Here is a 19,838-nt window from a genome sequence, read left to right on the forward strand (position 1 = left end):
AAGGGAGCGAAGGTGGCGCAGCCGAGAGCACTCGTGGTTCGGGGCGGCTGGGAGGGGCACCAGCCGGTCAAGGCGACGGAGTTGTTCCTCCCCTTCCTCGAACGAAGCGGCTATGCCGTACGGGTCGAGGAGTCGACGGAGATCTACGCCGATGCCGCCGCGATGGCCGACACCGACCTGGTCGTGCAGTGCATGACGATGTCGGAGATCACCTCGGCCCAGGTGGCCGGCCTGAGCGCCGCGGTCATCGCCGGTACGGGTTTCACCGGCTGGCACGGCGGGATCGTGGACGCGTTCCGTGCGTCGTCCGAATACCTGCATCTGGTGGGCGGCCAGTTCGCGACCCACCCGGGTAAGGAGCCGTGCGAGCGCCACGGCGGCCCGGAGGACAATTTCCTGCCGCACACCGTGCGCATCACCGACCTCGGCCGGGAGCATCCGATCACCACGGGCATCGAGGACTTCGACCTGGTAACCGAGCAGTACTGGGTGCTGCACGACGACCTGATCGACGTCCTGGCCGTCACCACCCACCCCACGCAGGCGTGGCATCCATGGCACCGGCCGGTCACCTCGCCGGCGATCTGGACGCGACGCTGGGGTGCCGGGCGCATCGTCGTGACGACGCCGGGGCACAGCCTCGACGTGCTGGAGCACGCGGACGTTCGTACCGTCATCGAGAGGGGGATGGTGTGGGCGACCCGCACCGCGTCGGCATCGTAGGTCTCGGGGTCATCTCCCGCGCGTACCTCGACACCCTCGCGAACCACCCCGCGGTGAGTATCGTCGCGTTGGCCGACCTCGACGCCCTCCGGTCGGCCTCGGTAGCGGCCGCGATCCCCGGCGCCGAGTCGATGAGCGTCGAACGTCTGCTCGCTCGCCCAGACGTGCAGACGGTTCTCAATCTCACGATCCCCGCGGCGCACGCCGAGATCTCACTCGGCGCAATCGAGGCGGGCAGGAACGTGTACGTCGAGAAGCCACTGGCCGTGACGTTCCCGGACGGTCGCTCGATCATCGAGCGGGCCTTGACGGCTGGCGTCCACGTCGGGTGCGCGCCGGACACCGTGCTGGGCACAGGTACGCAGACGGCGCGGGCGGCGATCGACGGCGGGCTCATCGGACGCCCGCTGTCGGCGACGGCTGTCATGGTCACACCGGGACACGAGCGCTGGCATCCCCACCCCGACTTCTACTACGCCCCGGGCGGCGGCCCGCTGCTGGACATGGGGCCGTACTACATCTCGGCGCTCATCCATCTGCTCGGGCCGGTTCGCGCGGTTGTCGGCGCCGCCAGCCGTCTGCGCGCCGAGCGTGTCATCGGCTCGGGCCCCCGAAACGGCCAGCGCATCCCGGCGCGGGTGGACACTCACGTGACCGGTGTGCTTGAGCATGCCAACGGTGCTCTCTCCACCATCACCACCAGCTTCGACGGTGTCGCGACGACGGCCGCGCCGATCGAGGTGCAGGGGGAGACCGGCACGCTCGCCGTACCCGATCCGAACACCTTCGACGGGGACGTCCGTGTCTTTCCGCTGGGCGGCACCGGATGGCGCGTTCTCGCACCACGGGCCGGTTACGTCGGGGGCTCCCGTGGCATCGGGCTGATCGACCTGGTCAGCGCCGACGGTCGGCGGTCGCCCCGCGCCGGCGGCGACGTCGCGCTGCACGTACTCGAAACGATGACCTCGCTGCTCACCTCGGTGGCCGAGGGCCGGCGGATCGAGCTGACGACGGCGGTGCAGCGGCCGGCGCCGGTTCCGCTCACTCCGGTGGACGACTGGAAGGGAAGTCACGCGTACGGACGCTGACGTCCCCGCGGCCGGCGGCCAAGGCACGTCGAGGATCGTGCAGATCGACGTGCTCTGCGACGCGCAGGCCGACACGTGACCCGGTGCGGGCCGGCGGCTCTCCGCCGGCCCGCACCGTCGGTCAGAGCACGGTCGGCCGCTGTCAGGGAGCCCAGGGGGCGGCGATGTTCCAGGTGCTGTCGGCCGCCCAGAGGGTGGGCCTGTTGTAGGCGTCACCGCCCGTGCCGTTGCTGAGCCAGACCTCCGAGTTGTAGTGCCGAAGGTACTTGCCGCGGAAGTTGTACGACTCCAACGAAACGCCGCTTCCGGTCAGCCCCACCCGGGCGCACCAGGTGGCGTCGGCCCGCAGGAGCGCTGACCCGTCGTTCGGCGAGTTGCGGACCCGGGAGTCCTGGTGCCGCAGGTACTGGCCGGGATAGTTGACCGACTCGAAGGAGTAGCAGGCGCCGTCGGCCAGGCCGGGCCGGATGGTGTACGTCGCGTCGTTCTTGAGCAGCTCCGAGCTGCCCGCGTCGACCACCTCCGTGTACGCCAGGCTGTTCTGGTGGCGCAGGTACCGGTTGGTGTAGCCGGGGGTGGTCACCTGCAGTGAACGCCGGGTGTTGACCGGCAGGGCGACGGGGGCGGAGCTACCGATCGTCCTGGACGCGTTGACGAGGGCGGTGTTGGCCGCGCGGACGCGGGCCTGATCCATCTTGACCACCTGCCGGTCGTAGGTGAGGAAGCCGTTCAACTCTCCCTCCTGGTCGGCGATCTCGGTGTAGATCGAGGCGCTGAGTCCCTTGCCGAGCATCAGGTTCTGCGCACCCTCCACCAGCCCCACGTACCGGTCGGTGAGCGCAGCGGAGGTGGGTTGCCACTCGTAGGCGAAGAACTGCCCGTTCGGGCTGTACTCGTGGCCCGGTGTGCGCAGGCCCAGGCCGCCGAACTCGCCGAGCACCGCGATCCGGCCGCTCGATGGCGAGGGTGAGTCCGGACCCAGGTAAACGTGCCAGTCGTCGATGTCACCGTTGCCGGGGTCACCGAGGGACTGGCAGCAGTTGTGCCCGCTGTGCGGGTTGACCAGCCGGGTGGGGTCCTGATTCTTGATGTTCTGCGCCACACGTCGGGTGTCGGCCAGGGTGCGCTCGCCCCAGCCCTCGTTGTAGGGCGTGTAGGCGACGACCGCGGGGGAGCTGCGGTGCTCGTCGACGATCTCGCGTGCCTCGCTCTCGAACTGCGCCTGCTGGGCATCGGTGGGGTCGATGTTCTGCGCGGTCAGCGACGGAATGTCCTGCCAGACCAGCAGGCCGAGCCGGTCGGCGTGGTAGAACCAGCGCTGCGGTTCGACCTTGATGTGCTTGCGCACCATGTTGAAGCCCAGGTCCTTGTGCTTCTGCAGGTCGAAGGCGAGAGCGGCGTCGGTCGGCGCGGTGTACAGCCCGTCCGGCCAGAAGCCCTGGTCGAGGGTGCCGACCTGGAAGACGAACTGGCCGTTGAGCTTCGGTCGCAGCACCCCGTTGACCATGCCGGTGGTGATCTCCCGCATTCCGAAGTAGTGGGTGGTCTGGTCGACCGTCGCGCCGCCGGCGTTGCGCAGGCGGACCCGCAGGTTGTAGAGGAACGGGTCGTCGGGTGACCAGCGGCGGGCGTTGGGCACCGGGACGCTGAAGTCGGTGAAGGCGCCGGTGGCGGAGCCGACAACCGTAGCGCCGTCGAGCGCCTCGGCGAGGATGCTGTGCCCGCTCACGTCGCCGCGGGTGAAGACCCGGACCCGCAGGGTGTTGGTGCCCAGGTTCGGGTAGACGTCCACGCTGCTGATCGACGCCGCGGGAACCGGCTCCATCCACACCGTCTGCCAGATTCCGGAGCTGGGCGTGTAGAAGATCCCGCCGGGCTGCTTGGTCTGCTTGCCGATCGGGGGCAGGCTGCCGTTCTGCCGGGTGTCGGTCGGGTCCCACACCTTCACCACGATCTCGTTCAGGCCGCCGTTGAGCTGCGGGGTCACGTCAAAGGTGAAGGCGTCGTAGCCGCCGGTGTGCGCGCCGACCCGCACGCCGTTGACCCAGACCGTGCTCTGCCAGTCCACCGCGCCGAAGTGCAGCAGGGTCCGCCGGCCCGACCAGTTCGGCGGGACGGTGACGGTGCGCCGGTAGAACAGGTAGTTGCGGTTGTCGTTGGCGGCCCGCTGGACACCGGAGAGGGCGCTCTCCACCGGAAACGGCACGTTGACCCGCTCGGGCAGATCGGTGTTGAACTGCGGGGCGTCGTCGGTGCCGGACTGGCGCAGCTGCCACTCCCCGTTCAGGTTGAGCCAGTCCGGTCGGGTCATCTGTGGTCGCGGGTACTCCGGCAGGGGCGTCCCGGCCAGCGCCTGGCTGGTCCACGGGGTGGTCAGTGGCGGTGTCTTGGCCGGGGCGGCCTGCACCGGTCGGGCCGGTGCGGCGAACACGCCGACGACGAGGGTGAGGATGAGCAGTAGGGGCAGGGCGGGGCGGGCGGGGACCTGACGTGTCATGCCGTCTCCGAGGGGCGGGTCGCCGCGGGCCGTGCAGCTGAGCCCGCAGCGCGCGGGCGGTGGGCATCGGGTGGCTTCTCGAACGCGGACGGCGGAAGTCGGCGGGATTTCCTCCCACAGGCGATGGTGATCCGATCGACATCCATCACCACCCGTACAACGTTATAGAGGCACCCCGGCCACTCAGTCAATTGTTGATCGTCAGTGCCCGTGGTTTGCCCTCGATCGTCGTCGAGGTGTGGGTCGCACGCGCAATGCTGCGTCGCGCGGCTTGCCTCGCCATCGTTTCGTCCGCCGCGGAGCCGGGACAGGAGCCGGACCGGAGATTGGCCGGCACTTCGGGGCCCCTCAGCGCAGCGAGGCGAGCTTGGCCTCGATCGCGCCGGTGTCGGCCTCCCGCAGGGACACGAGGATGTCCAGCGCCCGCTGCCAGGCCACCCGGGCCGAACCGGCGTCGCCTGCGGCCAGGTTGGCGTCGCCGAGGCTCACCAACGCATCCGCCTCCAGCCGTCGATGACCGATCTCGCGACGCAGGCGGACGGCGTACTGGTGGCAGGTGACCGCCTCCGCGAACGCGTCGAGCTGCAGGTGGGCGTGCCCGAGACTGGCCCACGTGATCGCCTGGCCGAGAACGTTGTCGACCGACGTGAACAGGGCCAGTGCCTGCTCGCAGCTCTCGATCGCGGCGTGGTGGTCACCGAGTTGACTGTGCGACCAGCCGACCGCGTTCAGCGCGAAGGCCTGGCCGGTGACGTGTCCGGCCTGCCGGTGCAGGCGCAGCGCTTCCAGGGCGTGGGCGAGGGCCTGCTCGGGCTGCCCGGTCCGGTCATGGATCCACCCGAGGTTGAGTTCGACCCGGGCCTGCCCGGCGAGGTCGCCCAGCCGCCGATACCGGTCGTACGCCAGCTCCAGGTGGCGCTGCGCGTCGGCGTACTGCGCAAGCGCGATGTCGGCGAAGCCGAGCACCCCGTGGGCGTACGCCTCGGCCCGGTCGTCGGCCAGCCGGACGGCCGCCGACAGCGCCGTCCGCAGGCTGCTGGTCCAGTCCTGGAAGTAGCCGCGCTGGTTGAGGTAGGTGGTGATCGCCCAGGCGAGGTGACACGTGTGGCGGTCGAACCCGTGGCTGCTCGCCAGCCGCAGGGCCGAGAGCAGCACCGGGTGCTCGTCGGTGAACCACCACATGGCCGCGTCGCGATCGGCCAGCGCCACCGGCGCGACCCCGGGCCCCGGCGGGTCGATCGGCAGCCGGTCCCGCTGCGGATAGACCAGCTCGTCGGCGGCGTACGCGACCAAGAGGTAGTGGTCGAGCAGGCGGGACCGGGCGGCGTGACGGTTCGCGTCGCTGTCCTCTGCCGCCGTCAGCTCAGCGGCGTACGCGCGGAGCAGATCGTGGTACGTGTACCGCCCGGGGCGGTGTTCGGTGAGCAGGTGGGCCCGAGTCAGCTCGGCCAGGTGGCGGTCGGCCTGCGCGAGCGTGATCCCCGCGAGGCTGGCCGCCGCCGCGACGGCGAAGTCCGGGCCCGGATGGACGCTCAGCAAGCGGAACAGCCGGGCGGTGTGCGGGTCGAGGGTCCGGTACGACCACGACATGACCAGCCGCAGGTCGGTGACCGGTTCCCCGCCGTCGAAGGCATCCAGGCGCCCGGTCACCGAGCGCAGACTCGCCGCCAGGTCCATCAGGCGGAACCCACTGTGGATGGCCGCCCGGGCGGCGACGACGGACAGCGCCAGGGGCAGCCCGGCGGAGGCGCTGACGATGGCGTCGACGGCCTCGGGCCCGGCGGTGACGCGCTGCGCGCCGAGGCGTCGGCTCAGCAGTTCGCGGGAGTCGGCCCCGGACATGACGTCCAGGGTGATCGGGTGAGCGCCGTTCACGCTGGCCAGACCCAGGAACTGGTCCCGACTGGTGACGAGGACGAAGCAGCCCGGCGCGCCCGGCAGCAGCGGGCGTACCTGGTCGGCGTCGCCGGCGTTGTCGAGGACGACCAGCACCCGCCGGCCGCCCAGCAGACTGCGATATCGAGCGACCTGCTCATCCAGGGCGGTCGGCGGACGGGCGCCCGGGCCCGCGAGAGCGTTGACGAATCCGGCGAGGGCCGTGCTCGGGCTGACCGGGACGCCGCCCGGGTCGAAGCCGGGAGGAGAGGGTGATTCTATCCGCCGGTCAGGTGTAGTTGTTGGGTGAGGTAGAGCAGGCTGACGCCGGTGATCAGGGCGGTGATGAGCCAGGCGGCGGCGCGTAGCGGTCGTGGGATGCGGGCTGTGCCGACAAGGGCAGGGTTACCGGCGGCGAGGGTGAGCATGGCCAGTCCGAGTGGGGTGGCGATGCCGGCGATGAGGCTGGCGAGGAACAGAAGCTTGATGGGTCCGATGCCGCTGAGGGCGACGACGGTGCCGGCGATGGTTTGTGCGATGACGATGCCGTAGAAGCGGGGTGCTTGACGGAGTGTTCGGTTGAGGCCGCGGGCCCATCCGAAGGCGCTGGCGGTGGCGTATCCCCCGGTGGCCATGATGACGGGTACGGCGATGACTGCGGAGGCGAGTAGGCCGATGGCGAACAGGTCGCTGGCGTAGGGTCCGGCGAGGGGGCGCAGTGCGCGGGCGGCTTCTTCGGCGGTGGCTACCTGTTCGTGGTGGCTGCCGAGGGTGGCGGCGCTGGCGACCAGGATGCACCAGAAGATCACTGCGGCCAGGCCGGCACCGGTTACCGCGTCGAACTCGCGGATCTTGAGTTGTCGGCGCGGGCAGGGTTGTTCGACCTGCTCGACGGTTTGCCACACGTACATGTAGCTGGTCAGGGTGGTACCGAGGATGGCCAGTGCGCCAGCGAGGTGGGCCTGGGTGAACGGGATGGACGGAATCAGGCTGCCTCGTGCGACCGCGAGCCAGTCGGGGCGGGCCAGGACTGCGGCGGCGCCGTAGGCGAGCAGGCCGACCATCACCACCTTGAAGACTCGTACGACCTTCGCGTACTTGCCGATGAGGAGGAGGCCCAGCGCGGCGGCGGCGAAGGCAGGGACCAGCAACGGTGAGTCGACTCCGCTCAGGAGGCCGATCGCGGCGGCGCCGGCCGCGATGTCGGCCGCGATGGTGACGACGTTGACGCCGAGTATGGAGATCAGCAGCAGGGCGCTGGCGGTTCGGCCGTAGCCGTCACGGACCGCCTGCTGGAGGTCGCGGCCGGAGAGCACGCCGACGCGGGTGGCGAGGATCTGCACGATCACGAGTGCCGGCATCATCAGCAGCGTCAGCCAGGCGAGCCCGAACATGGTGCTCGCGCCGACCACTACGAGGGTCGCGACCGTGGTGGGGTCGATGTCCGCCGCGCCGGAGATCAGGCCCGGACCCCATTGCCGGAGGCGGAAACGCCGTCGGCCTCTGCCATGCGGTTTCCGGTTGTCGGCGGTGTCCGGTCGCGATGGGGGTTGCCTGGTCACGCGCTCTTCTTTCGCAGGCGGGCACCGCGCGGGTCCCCACCGGCGCGGGGCCCACCACGTCTTCCCATTCTGGGTCAGGCCGGCTGCTGTAGTGCCGGGATCGGTGATCTGGCGCAGGGGCTCTCTTCTCGCCCTCGCTGGTCCACATGCCGGGCTGTAAAGCCGACCGTAAGGGATTGCACCTGCTGGGGTGGTACCCATCGGAGCCGATTTCACGCGAAACGCGGCTGCTGTCGGCGGTCGGAGATCTAGGGTGGGGCGCATGCGTCAGCTGCGCATGCTGGCCGAACGGACTCCGGCGGGGCGGGATCGGTACGTCGACTTCCTGCGTGCGTTGGCGATCAGTCTGGTGGTGCTGGGGCATTGGACCGTCACCGTCGTCACGTACGGCACCGGTGACCTGACAGGGTTCTCGGCACTGGACGAGCTGCGGTGGGTCCGACTTGTCACCTGGCTGTTCCAGGTAATCCCAGTGTTCTTCCTGGTCGGCGGGTTCGCCAACGCCGCGTCGCTGGCCAGCAGCCGGGGGCGGGGGCAGACCGCGACGCAGTGGCTGCTCACCCGCAGTCAACGACTGGTCCGCCCCACCACAGTGCTGCTGCTCGTGCTCGCGGCCGGAAGCCTTGTCGGTCGGTTGGCCGGCGGCGATTCGGCCGAGATCCGCACCGTGGTCGGGTTCGCCACCATTCCGCTGTGGTTCCTCAGCGCCTACATAGCGGTGGTCGCGTTCACGCCGGTCATGTACCGGCTGCACCTGCGCCTCGGGTTCGTCGTACCGCTGACGCTGGTGGCACTCGTGGCCGTCGGCGACGTCGGGCGCCTGCTCGGGCACGGGCCGCTGTCCGGCGGGAACTTCCTGTTCGGCTGGCTCGCCATCCACCAGATCGGGTTCGCCTGGTACGACTCGTACGCCGCCGAAAGAGAGACAAGGCCGCTGGCCGGCCAGGATCGATCGCGTGGGCTGCTGTCCCATCGGTTGCCCGTTGGGCGTACCACCGCTGGGCTGCTGTTCCTTGTAGGGTTCGGTGTCCTGCTGCTGCTCACCGTGGTGGGTCCCTACCCGGTCAGCATGATCACCGTGCCGGGCGAACGTCTGGACAACTCGTCACCTCCCAGTCTCGCGCTTCTCGCGCTGGCCGCCGGGCAGCTCGGGCTCATCCTGCTGGTCCGACACCGCGCCGAGCGGTGGCTGCTTCGATCTGGCCCGTGGCGGGTGGTGGTCGCCGCCAATGCTGTCGTTCTCACCGTCTTCCTGTGGCATCTCAGCGCTGTCGTGCTGCTCGTCGGCGGGTTGAACCTTGTGCACTGGCTGCCCCCGGCGTCGGTGGGCACCGGCGCATGGTGGGCGTGGCGGCTGCCCTGGCTTGCCGCGTTGGCGGTGATCCTGACAGCGCTGGTAGCAGTCTTCGGACGGATCGAGGCCCGCGCCGCACGCCGCCGCCCCGCCTCGCGTCCCGCCATGGCCGCAGGGCGGTTGACGCCGGTCCTTCGCACGGCCCTCACCGTTGTCGGCTACGCCGGCCTGGTGATGGGCCTCTTGATCAACAGTATGGTGTCGATGTCCAGACCTGAGCCTCTCGGCTTACCACCCGCCACGCTGGTGGTCTACCTGATCGGTGCGGGCATCCTACGACTGCTCCGATCAGCTCCGACCGAGTCGGCCAACCACCTCGCCGCCGCGCCGCCTGACGTCGACAGAAATGGGTAACGGGAACCAGCGAGTGCCGCAACTAGGGAGGCCGACATGCGGCCATGGATGGCGGGAATGGTCGCCGCCGGTGGGGCGGCGGTACAAACGCTGCCGGTGGTGACCGCCAACGGAGCGGTGCGTCGCCTGTGCTGGCCGCGTCTGGCCGGTGTGGGTACGGCCGGCCGGATTGCGTTGACTTTCGACGACGGACCCGACCGCGCCTCCACCCCACTGTTTCTTGGGGTGTTGGAGCGCGAGAGTGTGCGAGCCACGTTCTTCCTGCTCGGCAGTATGCTCGACCGTGATCCGGGGCTCGGCCGCGAGTTGGTCGCGGCCGGGCATGAGGTCGCGGTACACGGATGGGAACACCGGAACCTGTTGTGGCGATCACCCGCCGCGACCTACACCGACATCGCACGAGCCCGGGACAGCATTGCCGCCGTCACCGGCACGTCACCGTTGTGGTATCGGCCGCCGTACGGGGCGCTAACGATGTCGGCGCTGCTGGCATGCCGGCGGCTGGGCCTGACTCCACGCCTGTGGACGGCGTGGGGACGCGATTGGGAATCCACCCGGTCTCCGGAGTCGATCTGGGAAACGATCCGGAAGGATCTCTACGGTGGCGGCACCGTACTGCTGCACGATTCGGACTGTGCGTCCACCCCGGGCGCCTGGCGAGGCGCCCTGGCCGTCCTGCCCCGCCTCATCACCTGGGCCCGTGATCGAGGGCTGATACTCGGGACGCTTGGCGCCCATCAGGGGGCACCGACACCGCGGGCGACCGAAACGGCACCGTACCGGCCACGGCACGCCGTGGCATGGGGACGGACAGGGCGGGTAACCGCGTCCGGTGAACCCACGGCATACGGGAGACGCCCAGCCTTTGATGCTGTCATGATGGACGGCATTCGGCCCGGGCCGCCCAACGCCGACGGGGCGCTGCCTACTAGTCCTGCCAGGCGCGACAAGCCCGGGGGCAGCCCGGGCCGGAAGAGAATCCTGGTCGTATCCGCCGACATCGGCGCGGGCCACGACGCCGCCGCCACTGAGCTGGCCGACCGGCTCGCCGCCGACGAGATCGTCGTGGAGCATCTCAATTTCTTCGCGGCTCTGCCGAGGCCTCTGCACGCGGTCGTCCGGGAGGGCTACTGCGCCATGCTCCAGTGGGTCCCCTGGGGCTATGACGCGCTCTTCACGATCACTGACCGCTCGTCGCTGGCGGTCACCGCGATCCGGGCCGCGCTGCGGATGGCCGCACCGCGGATGCTGTCGCGGATACCGTCGGACACCTGCCTCGTTGTGACGACCTTTCCGTTCGCCAACCAGCTTCTCGGGCCGATGCGCCGGGCGGGACAGCTCACCGCACCGGTGTTCACCTATGTCACGGATTTCGTGGTCCATCCGACCTGGGTGTCACCCGGCATCGACACCTACTGCGTAATCCATAACGCGACGCAGCAGCAGGCCACCGCACGCGGAGCATCCCACGTCCGATTGGTCGATCCCCTGATCTCCAGCAAGTTTGCATCGATGTACACCCTATGCAAACGCGCTGCTCGTGCCCGTTTCGGCCTGCCCGAGCAGGACCGACTGGCGTTGATCGTCGCCGGGTCCTGGGGCGTGGGTGACGTGGCCCGCACCGCTGCGGAGGTCCTCGCCACCGGCTGCGTCACACCAGTCGTCGTATGCGGACGCAACGACGACCTACGTCGCCGACTTCACACTTTCCCCGGACACGTCATGGGCTGGGTCGACGACATGCCCACCCTCATGCGGGCGGTCGACCTCGTCGTTGAGAACGCCGGCGGACTGACCTGCCAACAATCCCTGGCCTGCGGCCTCCCGACCGTCACCTACCGGCCGATCGCCGGACACGGCCGCGCCAACGCCCAGGTACTCGCCGACGCCGGACTCACCACCTACGTCACCACACCTACTGAGCTACGACCGGTGCTGTACGCGCTGAACGCCACCGAGGAAAACCCAGCCGCCCCTCCCGTCACCGCCACCGATATGGCCACCCTCGTCTCAGACGCCATCGAGACCGACTACCAACGATGATCCGCTCGGGTGCCGACCACAATTCCCGGACGACCCCAGCATGATCCCACTCGCGCTCGCTGCGGCCTTCTGTTTCGCCCTCTCCTCCGCACTACACCAACGCGCTGCGCAGCAGCAGCCACCACACGGCGCCCTCGACCCTCGGCTGCTCCTGCGACTCTTGAGAAGCCGGCTCTGGCTCTCCGGTTGGATTCCCGACTCCGCTGGCGTCGCACTCCAAGTCGCCGCGCTTCGACTCGGACCGATCGCGGTCGTCCAACCCGTCATGGCCAGTGGCCTGTTCATGGCAATCCTGATTGAAGCCACCCTCATCCGCCGACGCATCGCACGCCGCGACCTGCTCGCCGCCGCGATCGGGATAGCCGGACTGACCGCCTTCCTCCTTCTCGCCGACACCCGCGCTGGACTCGCCACTGCCCCGGCCACATCCTGGGCTGGCCCGGCCCTCTGTGTGACACTGGTCATGACGATCTGCGTCGTGGCAGCGCACCGTCTCACCGGCGCCGCACAAGGTGCGGTACTCGGCACCGCCAGCGGCCTCGCCTACAGCCTCGCCGCAGCCCTCGTCAAAGACCTCACCGGCCGATACCACGGCAACCTCATCGACACCCTGCTGAGCTGGACATCCCTGGCCCTCGTGAGCGTCGCGGCCATCGGATTGCTGCTGAACCAGACCGCCTTCCAGCACGGCCGCCTCGCCGCACCCCTGACCGCACTCACCCTCACCGACCCCATCACCAGCGTCGTCATCGGGATCACCGTCTTCCGGGAAACGCTCACCACCTCACCCATCCGCGTCACCGGACTCGTCCTGGCCGCCATCACCACCGCCGTAGGTGTCTGGCTCGCTGCCACGGCCGCCACCACTCACCGGCGCTATGGACACCGGTAGCAAGCGCGCGACGACGCGGCGCTGAGGCGCATCCCTCAGACCGCCATCTCCTTGCCGGCGGCAGGACCAGCCAAACGTTCAGCGGCAGGTGTGTCACGCCGAATACCGGGTAAACGGGGACCCTCCTCAGCAGGCACAACGCCTGGCGGGTCTGGCCGGAAGCACAGTTAGATCGCTGGACGGACCCGTAGCCGTCACCATCCGTCGTGGACGGCCTTCGTATGGACGATCTTGCCCGATTCGCGGTCACCACGGCAGCCCTCTCCGGTCTGGTCGAAGGCGGTGCCTACGCCTTCCGTGCCAGGTCGACCGACCCGTCGCCCTACAGCATGTGCTGCCGGGGCCGGCAGTCCGCCGAAGTGCCCTCCCCGAGCCGGCGCGAGGACTCGCTCCGCCGATCGTCGAACGCCGTACCCGTCCGGGCGGGTGCGCCCTACCGCCCTACCGCGTAACTGCGCGGCTGGCCGGGGGGCGGGCGATGGTCGGCGCGGACCCGCCACTGTGGCGCAGCCGCGTGTCCACGGCGAGCAGCGTGAGGGCGGCAAGCGTCAGCAGTCCACCGGCGAGCGCCAGCGGGCGTGCCCCCGAGGTGGGCAGGAGGGCGCCGCCGAGCAGCGATCCGCCAGCGATGCCGGCATTGAAGGCGGTGCTGACGCCGGCCGACGCGATGTCGGTGCTGCCGGGAGCCAGTTGCAGCATCCGGTTCTGCACGGCGGAGCCGAACGCCGCGTAGGCGAGGCCGATCCCGGCGAGGAATGCGACAGTGCCGTGCCGGAGCGTGCCGAGCGCGTACATGCCGAACAACGCGGCCGTACCGATGCTCAGCGGCGTCAGCAGGGAGCCGATGGGCCGGGTGTCCAGAGTTCGGGCTGCGGCCAGGGTGCCGAGGACGCCCGCGGTGCCGGCGGCGAACAGCAGCGGCGCGAGGGCTGCGTCGGCGAAGCCGCTGATGTCGAGCAGGAACGGTGTGATGTAGGTCTGCAGGGTCATGAAGCCGCCGATGCCGAGGGCGGTGGCGATCAGCAGCACGGCGAAGCGCCGCCCGTCCGGTGCGGTTCCCCGGGCGGCGCCGCCCGCCGCCGGGGGATACGAGGGCAGGAGGACGACCACCGCGGCGGCGATCACCAGACCGACTCCGGCGAGCACGGCGAACGCCGCGCGCCAACCGGCCTGCTGCCCGAGCCAGGTGCCGAGGGGTACGCCGAGGACGGGGGCGAGCGTCGCCCCGGTCGCGAACAGCGCCACCACCCGGCCGCGCACCGCGACCGGGAAAGGCCCGATCACGGTCGCCGTGGCGACGGACCAGAACAGCGCCTGGGCGAGAGCGGTCACGAGGCGCGAGCCGGCAAGCACCGCGTAGGTCGGGGCGAGTGCGGCGGCGGCGTTCGCGACGGCGAACAGGAACATGGTGGCGCCGAGCAGGTGCCGCCGGGGAATCCGCTGGGTCAGCCGGGCCAGCGGCACGGATGCCAGCACGACCACGACGGCGTACCCGCTGACCAGCAGACCCACCTGCGAGCGGGACCGGTCGAGGTCGGGTGCGATGTGGGTCAGCAGGCCGACGGGCAGCAACTCCGTCGTGATGAACGCGAACGCGGCGAGGGAGAGCGTGACGAGCACGGCCCCGGCCCTTCGCGGCGACACCTCCCACACCATGGCCCACCCCCCGTTCATGGTCACCGTAATCGACGGCCCTGCCTCCACTCATGCTGGCCGGGCCGTCGCGGTGCGCGGCACGACCCTCCGTTGGGCCGCGTCGCGCCGCTGGTGTCACCGGAGAATGTCGTCGAGCGGTGGCCGTCAGATGGTGATGACGACCTTCGCCCGCGCGTGCTCGCCTTCGAGATACCGGATGGCCGCGGGCACCTCGTGGAGGGGATACGTACGGTCGATGACCGGGGTGAGACGACCGGCCTCGACGTGAGCGCCCAGCGCGTCGAGGTGCTGCCGGCCCGGTGTCGTCGCGAGCGTGACGATGCGGTGTCGGACCAGCGGGGCCAGCAGCCGTCCGCGCGCGATCAGCCCGACCGGGCCGATGAGGCTGCCACCGTCGTACACGCCGCCGCCGGAGAGCACCAGCGTCCCGGTCGGTGTCAGCGCCCGCCGCAGCTCGCTGAGTGAGCGGTTGCCGACCAGGTCGAACACGACGTCGTGGCGGTCCGCGCCGTGGGCGAAGTCGTCGCGCTTGTAGTCGATGACGTGGTCGGCGCCGAGCGAGCGGACCAGGTCGACGTTGCGGGTGCTGCACACCCCGGTCACGGTGGCGCCGAGCGCCTTGGCCAGTTGCACGGCGAGAGTGCCGACGCCGCCCGAGGCGCCGTTGATGAGGACGCGGTGGCCGGGCCCGACGCCCCCGGCGTCGCGCAGCCCCATGAGCGCGGTGACGCCGGCCAGCGGCAGGGCTGCCGCCTGCTGCGGGGTCAGGTTCGCCGGCATCGCCGCGACCATCGTCTCGGGCACGCACACGTACTCGGCGAACGCCCCGTTGGCCTCGCCGAGGTCGCCGAACACCGCGTCGCCCGGCCGTACCTGCCGGACGTCGGCGCCGACGGCCTCGACCCGGCCCGCGAAGTCGCGGCCACGGATGCGCGCCCGGGGCCGCGTCCGGCCCATCGCCAACCGCGCCATCCGGGGATCACCCCGCATGGCATGCCAGTCGTACGCGTTGAGCGAGGCCGCCTCGACCCGTACGAGCACGTCGCCCGGGGCGGGCGTCGGCGTGGCGACGTCGGCGAGCGCGAGGGTTTCCGGCGGGCCGTATCGGTCCTGAACGATCGCTTTCATGATCCCTCCCGAGGGGTGTACGGCGTACACTGACGGTAGGTGTACGCCGTACACCTGTCAAGGCGGTTATGGTTCAACAACCGCCGGACAGGACGAGGACGAGATGGCTGAGCAGGCTGAGACGCTGCGCCGGACGCCGCTGAGCAGGGATCGCGTCCTGCGTGCCGCCGTGGCGCTCGCCGACGAAGCCGGCATCGAATCCCTCAGCATGCGCAACCTCGCCCAGGATCTGGGCGTCGTGCCGATGGCGCTCTACAAGCACGTGGCCAACAAGGACGAACTGCTCGACGGCATGATCGACGTGATCGTCGGCCAGATCGACCCGCCCGCGTCCGACACCAACTGGAAGGACGCCATCCGCCGGCGCATCCTCTCGGCGCGGGAGGTGCTGCGCCGGCACCCCTGGGCGGCGCTCGCGATCGAGTCCCGGAACATGGCGACGCCGGCCATCCTCGCCTACCTCGACTCGGTGGTCGCGACCTTCAAGGCCGGCGGGTTCTCCGCCAACCTCGCCCACCACGTGATGCACACGATGGGCAGCCGGGTCCTGGGCTTCAGCCAGGAACTGTTCGACGCCTCCCGCCAGGCCGGTCGCTCCGGAACCACCAGCACCGAACCGCCCGCCGACCTGCCGCCGGAGTTCGCCGCCCAGTTCCCGCACCTGGCGGAGATCGCCGGGGCGGCGTCCCACGACGACCAGTCGGTCGTCGGGCAGGGTTGCGATGACCAGTTCGAGTTCGAGTTCGCGCTGGACCTGCTGCTCGACGGCATCGAACGGCTCCATCAGCAGGGCTGGACATCGCCACGGCGAGCCCGGTGAAGCGAGCGCCCGCACCGCCGGCTCGGCGAGGTGGCGCGCGCCCCTGATTCTTCACTCCGATGTCACCACGCGACCCCCCCGGGTGACGTGTTGATGTCCGTCGGCCGGAGTTGGCTCTCAGCCGTCGCACTTGCCGTGACCAGGAGCTGATCCGCGTGCCTTCCTCCCGTCGTACCTTCCTCGCTGGCGGCGCCGCCGCCGGTGTGGGCCTTGCCGTCGCCGGTGGCCTGCCCTCCCTGGCGCAGGCCAGCCCCAGCCGGCCGCACTCGCAGGGCTTGCGGAGTCACCTGCCCTTCCCGCCGTTGGTGGACGACCCCAAGGGGATCCTGGCCCTGCCCGAGGGCTTCAGCTACACCGTGGTCACCCGGACCGGCGTCACCCGACTCGACCGTGGCCAGGGCACGACCCCGTCGGACCACGACGGCATGGCCGTCTACGACGCCGGCCACGGCCGCTACACCCTGATCCAGAACCACGAGATCGACCTCAAGTACACCGACCTCACCTTCGACGGTCCGGACAACGTCACCGTCACCCCGTGGGGCAGCCTCGTGCTCGCCGAGGACGGCTCGGGCGCCTCGCACGTGCTCAGCACGATCCCGGGCGGCCCGACATACCCGATCGCCCGTAACCAGCTCAACGATTCGGAATTCTGCGGGCCGACCTTCAGCGCCGACGGCAAGGTGCTCTTCGTCAACATGCAGGACCCCGGCCTCACCCTGGCCATCACCGGCCCGTGGGAAAAGTACCTGGGCTGACCGCGCCAGACCGACCGGCTGGGTGTCACGCGTCGCGGTGGTGGAACACGAAAGCGGCGAGCGTCAGCGCGCAGAGCGTCCACGTGATCGTGGCGGCGGCGCCGTGGGCCGGGTCGAGGGCTGCGGTGTCCGGCAGGTAGGCGGCGCTGCTGCGGGCGCCGGCCCGCAGCAGCGGGCCGGCGATGAAGTAGAGGCCGAGCAGCAGGACCACGGCGGGCACAGCCCGGCGGACAATGCAGGCGACAGCAGCCGCCAGCAGCGTGCTGAGTGTGAGGTACGCGGTCGCGACGGGTGTCCAGGTGACCCCGTCGGCTGGCAGGGTGCTGGTGACCGCCGTCGCGGCGGCCAGCGGGAGCGTCAGAGCGGTCAGCGCGAGCGCTTTCGCCGCCTGCAGTGACAGGCGCCGGGGCATCGCGAGCAGTGTGGTCTGGATCTGGCCGCCCTCCTGGTACTCCGACGAGGCCGCCAGCACGCCGAGCACCAGGAAGCCGGCCTGGGTGTAGCCGAGCGGGGCCAGTGCGGCGTCGCCACCGAGCGGTTCACCGCGGGATTCGGCGGAAGCGTACGCGCACGTCAGCAGGAGGTTGGCGGTCCAGGTCAGCAGTGCGGTCCGGCGCAGCGACGGCAGGGTCAGCAGCTTGACCAGTTCTGCGCGGGCGGCGTTCACACGTCCCGCCCCTGAAACAGAACGGCGCCGACCGCGAGCAACGCGACGACCCAGGCCGTCATCACCAGACCGGCGGTCACCGGAGCGACCTCGACGGGGAAGTCCGCGCTGCGGATGAACATCTGCGCTCCGACGATGTCCGGCAGGTAGACGGCGAGGTCGGTGACCTTCGTCAGCAGGTACGACACGGACACGACGGAGCTGTTGATGATCAGCAGTGTCAGCGGCACGATGCCGTTGCGAGTGATCAGCACCATCGCGTACGCCAGCAGCGCGGTCAGCGTCCAGTAGAGGATCGCGGCGGCGACTCGGATCGGGGCGGGTGTCGGCGCGTGTGCGCCGTGCAGCACCTGAGTGAGGGTGAGGGTGGCGGCTACGGTGACCGCCGCCTGTGCCGTGACGACCAGCACGAGCGCTGTGGTCTTCGCCGCGAGCAGACGCAGCCGGTGGGGAACCGCGGTGAGCGTCGCGGTGAGTTGGCGGCTGCCGGGAGCATCCTGACCAGTGGATGTGTATTCGCTGCTCACCACGATCACACCGAGGACCAGCGGACCGATCAGGCCGATACCCAGGTCGCGTAGACCCAGATCGGACGTGTCGGTGAGGGTGCCGTCGGCGATCGCACGGCGGGTGTACGGCGCGTTCAGCAGGACGACCACGGGTGATGTCAACGTGCCCAGTACCAGGCCGACCCAGGCGGTGGGCAGGCCGAGCAGCTTACGGAGTTCGGCGCGGACCAGGCTCACCACGGGTCACCCGCCTCGGTGGCGGTCAGCGCGAAGAAGGCGTCCTCGAGCGTACGGTGATCGCCGGTGACGTCGGCGAGCCTGCCCTGGATCAGAATCCGGCCCTTGTTGATCACGATGACGTCGTCGGCGATCTCCGCCAGTTCCCCCATCAGGTGGGTGGAGAGGAGGACCGTGCGGCCCTGCGCGGCGCTGTCGCGGAGGAACCCACGCATCCAGCGGATCCCGGCCGGGTCGAGACCGTTGACCGGTTCGTCCAGGACCAGCACCGCAGGGTCGCCGAGCAGCGCGGTGGCGAGCCCGAGCCGGCGGCTCATCCCGAGGGAGAAACGGCCGGCGCGCTTGCGCGCCTCGCCGGTCAGGCCCACGACCTCGAGGACCTCCTCGGCGCGGGAATCCGGCAGGCCATTGCTGGCGGCCACCCAGCGCAGGTGGGCGCGGGCCGTGCGGGCCCGGTGCGCCCCGCTGCCGTCGAGCAGCGCGCCGACCGTCGTCAGCGGACGCTGCAGTTGCCGGTAGGGGCGCCCGCAGATCAGCGCGGTCCCGCTCTGCGGCTCGTCCAGGCCGAGGAGGATACGCAGCGTCGACGTCTTGCCGGCTCCGTTCGGCCCGAGGAAGCCGGTGACCCGGCCGGGTCGTGCCTCGAAGGTGACGTCGCACAGGATCTGTGTCCTGCCCTTGGTCTTGCTGACGCGATCAATAGTGATCATGAATCGAGTGAACAGGTGATCCGGCCCGCACACATCGGACCGTTCTCGGATCCGCACGGCCCGGTCGGTCCGTGGACCGTCAGACCCTGGTCTGAGAACTACAGTCGGGGTGGTGAACGCCCATCCGCGCCCCTCCGGGCGGTCCAGGGCCGTGCCGCTGGTCGCCGTGGCGGTCAGCGTGCTGGTGATGGTCATGTGTACGGTCGGCGCGCAGGGCCCGGTCGCGGTCATACTGCCGCCGCTGATAGTCGGCGTCGCTGTCGCGGCCGCGATATGGGCGGTGCGGCGGTCCCGCGCCGACCGAGTCGCCTACGAGTCGCGACTGACCGCCTGGGCAGCGTCCGAGGCCGTGCTCGCCGAGCGGCTGCGCATTGCCCGCGACCTGCACGACATCGTCTCGCACGGCCTGGGTCTGATCACGGTCCGCGCGGCGGCCACCCGGCACCTACCCAAGCCTGCCGAGGTGGCGGTGGCGCTCACCGATATCGAGGACGCGAGCCGGCACGCGACGGCCGAGCTACGCCGCATGCTCACGGTCCTGCGTGAGCCGTCGGCCGCCGACCGCCGTGCGCCTGTGGAGAACCTCGACGACCTGCCCGGCATCGTGCACGGGGCGTCGCTCGCCGGTATTCGGGCACGGCTGACGGTCGAGCCGCTCGGCCCGGTGTCGCAGGGTGTACAGCTCGCCGTGTGCAAGACGGTGCGGGAGGCGCTCAGCAACGCGGCGCGGTACGCGGGGCCGACGGACGTGCGGGTGCGGGTGTACCGGGACGACACCTACGTGGTGGTCACGGTGGCGGACGCCGGCCCGTCCGTCGACGGATGGCGCGCTTCACCGGGTGCCGGCCACGGGCTGGCCGGGTTGCGGGAGCGGGTGGGCGGTCTCGGTGGCACGTTGTCGGCGGAGCACGTCGACGCGGGCTTCCGTCTTACCGCGCGGATCCGGGACGAGGCGGCGTGAGCGG

Annotated in this window: 16 protein-coding genes and 1 pseudogene; 9 read left to right on the forward strand and 8 right to left on the reverse strand. The window is 70.3% G+C overall.

The annotated features are described in order from the left end of the window. The first annotated feature begins 12 nt into the window (after nucleotides 1–12). Both OG505_RS06090 and OG505_RS06095 read left to right on the forward strand, forming a co-directional pair. Entirely contained in the window at nucleotides 13–723 is a 711-nt protein-coding gene (locus tag OG505_RS06090) for a ThuA domain-containing protein (protein ID WP_405431623.1), read from the forward strand. Next, nucleotides 693–1,811 carry a Gfo/Idh/MocA family protein gene (locus tag OG505_RS06095; protein WP_405431625.1) on the forward strand — a complete coding sequence of 373 codons (1,119 nt, stop codon included), beginning with the start codon at nucleotides 693–695 and terminating at the stop codon, nucleotides 1,809–1,811. The genes OG505_RS06090 and OG505_RS06095 overlap by 31 nt, the downstream gene beginning before the upstream one ends. A 142-nt stretch (nucleotides 1,812–1,953) precedes the next feature. Here the strand turns inward: OG505_RS06095 and OG505_RS06100 are convergent, their stop codons facing one another. The 3 genes from OG505_RS06100 to OG505_RS06110 all read right to left on the reverse strand — a co-directional run bounded on the left by OG505_RS06100 (nucleotide 1,954) and on the right by OG505_RS06110 (nucleotide 7,745). Beyond that, entirely contained in the window at nucleotides 1,954–4,308 is a 2,355-nt protein-coding gene (locus OG505_RS06100; RefSeq protein ID WP_405431626.1) for an AbfB domain-containing protein, read from the reverse strand. A gap of 348 nt (nucleotides 4,309–4,656) precedes the next feature. Continuing rightward, entirely contained in the window at nucleotides 4,657–6,537 is a 1,881-nt protein-coding gene (locus OG505_RS06105; protein ID WP_405434401.1) for a tetratricopeptide repeat protein, read from the reverse strand. Then, nucleotides 6,462–7,745 (reverse strand): NRAMP family divalent metal transporter, encoded by a 1,284-nt coding sequence (locus OG505_RS06110; protein WP_405431627.1) that lies wholly within the window; start codon nucleotides 7,743–7,745, stop codon nucleotides 6,462–6,464. Before OG505_RS06110 ends, OG505_RS06105 begins: the two co-directional genes overlap by 76 nt. A gap of 262 nt (nucleotides 7,746–8,007) precedes the next feature. Here OG505_RS06110 and OG505_RS06115 point away from each other — a divergent pair, with 262 nt between their 5' ends. From OG505_RS06115 to OG505_RS06130, 4 genes and pseudogenes are all read left to right on the forward strand, one after another. After that, nucleotides 8,008–9,453 carry an acyltransferase gene (locus OG505_RS06115; protein ID WP_405431629.1) on the forward strand — a complete coding sequence of 482 codons (1,446 nt, stop codon included), beginning with the start codon at nucleotides 8,008–8,010 and terminating at the stop codon, nucleotides 9,451–9,453. A gap of 48 nt (nucleotides 9,454–9,501) precedes the next feature. Beyond that, nucleotides 9,502–10,299, forward strand: a pseudogene (locus OG505_RS06120) (polysaccharide deacetylase family protein); the annotation flags it as partial. A gap of 30 nt (nucleotides 10,300–10,329) precedes the next feature. Beyond that, nucleotides 10,330–11,496: an MGDG synthase family glycosyltransferase gene (locus tag OG505_RS06125; protein ID WP_405434402.1), complete on the forward strand. Its 1,167-nt coding sequence runs from the start codon at nucleotides 10,330–10,332 to the stop codon at nucleotides 11,494–11,496. A gap of 40 nt (nucleotides 11,497–11,536) precedes the next feature. Beyond that, nucleotides 11,537–12,388 carry a DMT family transporter gene (locus OG505_RS06130; protein ID WP_405431631.1) on the forward strand — a complete coding sequence of 284 codons (852 nt, stop codon included), beginning with the start codon at nucleotides 11,537–11,539 and terminating at the stop codon, nucleotides 12,386–12,388. Nucleotides 12,389–12,829: 441 nt separating this feature from the next. Here OG505_RS06130 and OG505_RS06135 read toward each other — a convergent pair whose 3' ends face one another. Together OG505_RS06135 and OG505_RS06140 are read right to left on the reverse strand one after the other, a co-directional pair. Next, a complete protein-coding gene (locus OG505_RS06135) occupies nucleotides 12,830–14,032 on the reverse strand; it encodes an MFS transporter (protein ID WP_405431633.1) in 1,203 nt (400 codons plus the stop codon). Between the two features lie 156 nt (nucleotides 14,033–14,188). Next, nucleotides 14,189–15,172 (reverse strand): NAD(P)-dependent alcohol dehydrogenase, encoded by a 984-nt coding sequence (locus OG505_RS06140; protein ID WP_405431635.1) that lies wholly within the window; start codon nucleotides 15,170–15,172, stop codon nucleotides 14,189–14,191. Nucleotides 15,173–15,275: 103 nt separating this feature from the next. On the opposite strand from OG505_RS06140, the gene OG505_RS06145 reads away from it, so the two are divergent. After that, nucleotides 15,276–15,992 carry a TetR/AcrR family transcriptional regulator gene (locus OG505_RS06145; protein WP_405431637.1) on the forward strand — a complete coding sequence of 239 codons (717 nt, stop codon included), beginning with the start codon at nucleotides 15,276–15,278 and terminating at the stop codon, nucleotides 15,990–15,992. 155 nt (nucleotides 15,993–16,147) lie between these two features. Then, nucleotides 16,148–16,750 (forward strand): alkaline phosphatase PhoX, encoded by a 603-nt coding sequence (locus tag OG505_RS06150; protein ID WP_405431639.1) that lies wholly within the window; start codon nucleotides 16,148–16,150, stop codon nucleotides 16,748–16,750. A gap of 25 nt (nucleotides 16,751–16,775) precedes the next feature. Here the strand turns inward: OG505_RS06150 and OG505_RS06155 are convergent, their stop codons facing one another. From OG505_RS06155 to OG505_RS06165, 3 genes are read right to left on the reverse strand one after another with little or no spacing between them, the layout of a single operon-like run. Continuing rightward, nucleotides 16,776–17,417 carry a hypothetical protein gene (locus OG505_RS06155; protein WP_405431640.1) on the reverse strand — a complete coding sequence of 214 codons (642 nt, stop codon included), beginning with the start codon at nucleotides 17,415–17,417 and terminating at the stop codon, nucleotides 16,776–16,778. Beyond that, the gene (locus OG505_RS06160; RefSeq protein ID WP_405431641.1) at nucleotides 17,414–18,163 is read right to left on the reverse strand and encodes a hypothetical protein; all 750 of its coding nucleotides are present in this window, start codon (nucleotides 18,161–18,163) and stop codon (nucleotides 17,414–17,416) included. Before OG505_RS06160 ends, OG505_RS06155 begins: the two co-directional genes overlap by 4 nt. Then, nucleotides 18,160–18,873 (reverse strand): ABC transporter ATP-binding protein, encoded by a 714-nt coding sequence (locus OG505_RS06165; protein WP_405431643.1) that lies wholly within the window; start codon nucleotides 18,871–18,873, stop codon nucleotides 18,160–18,162. Before OG505_RS06165 ends, OG505_RS06160 begins: the two co-directional genes overlap by 4 nt. A 112-nt stretch (nucleotides 18,874–18,985) precedes the next feature. On the opposite strand from OG505_RS06165, the gene OG505_RS06170 reads away from it, so the two are divergent. After that, nucleotides 18,986–19,834 carry a sensor histidine kinase gene (locus tag OG505_RS06170; RefSeq protein WP_405431645.1) on the forward strand — a complete coding sequence of 283 codons (849 nt, stop codon included), beginning with the start codon at nucleotides 18,986–18,988 and terminating at the stop codon, nucleotides 19,832–19,834. Nucleotides 19,835–19,838: the final 4 nt, after the last annotated feature.

This window comes from Micromonospora sp. NBC_00617 (assembly GCF_045161355.1).
GTDB lineage: Bacteria > Actinomycetota > Actinomycetes > Mycobacteriales > Micromonosporaceae > Micromonospora.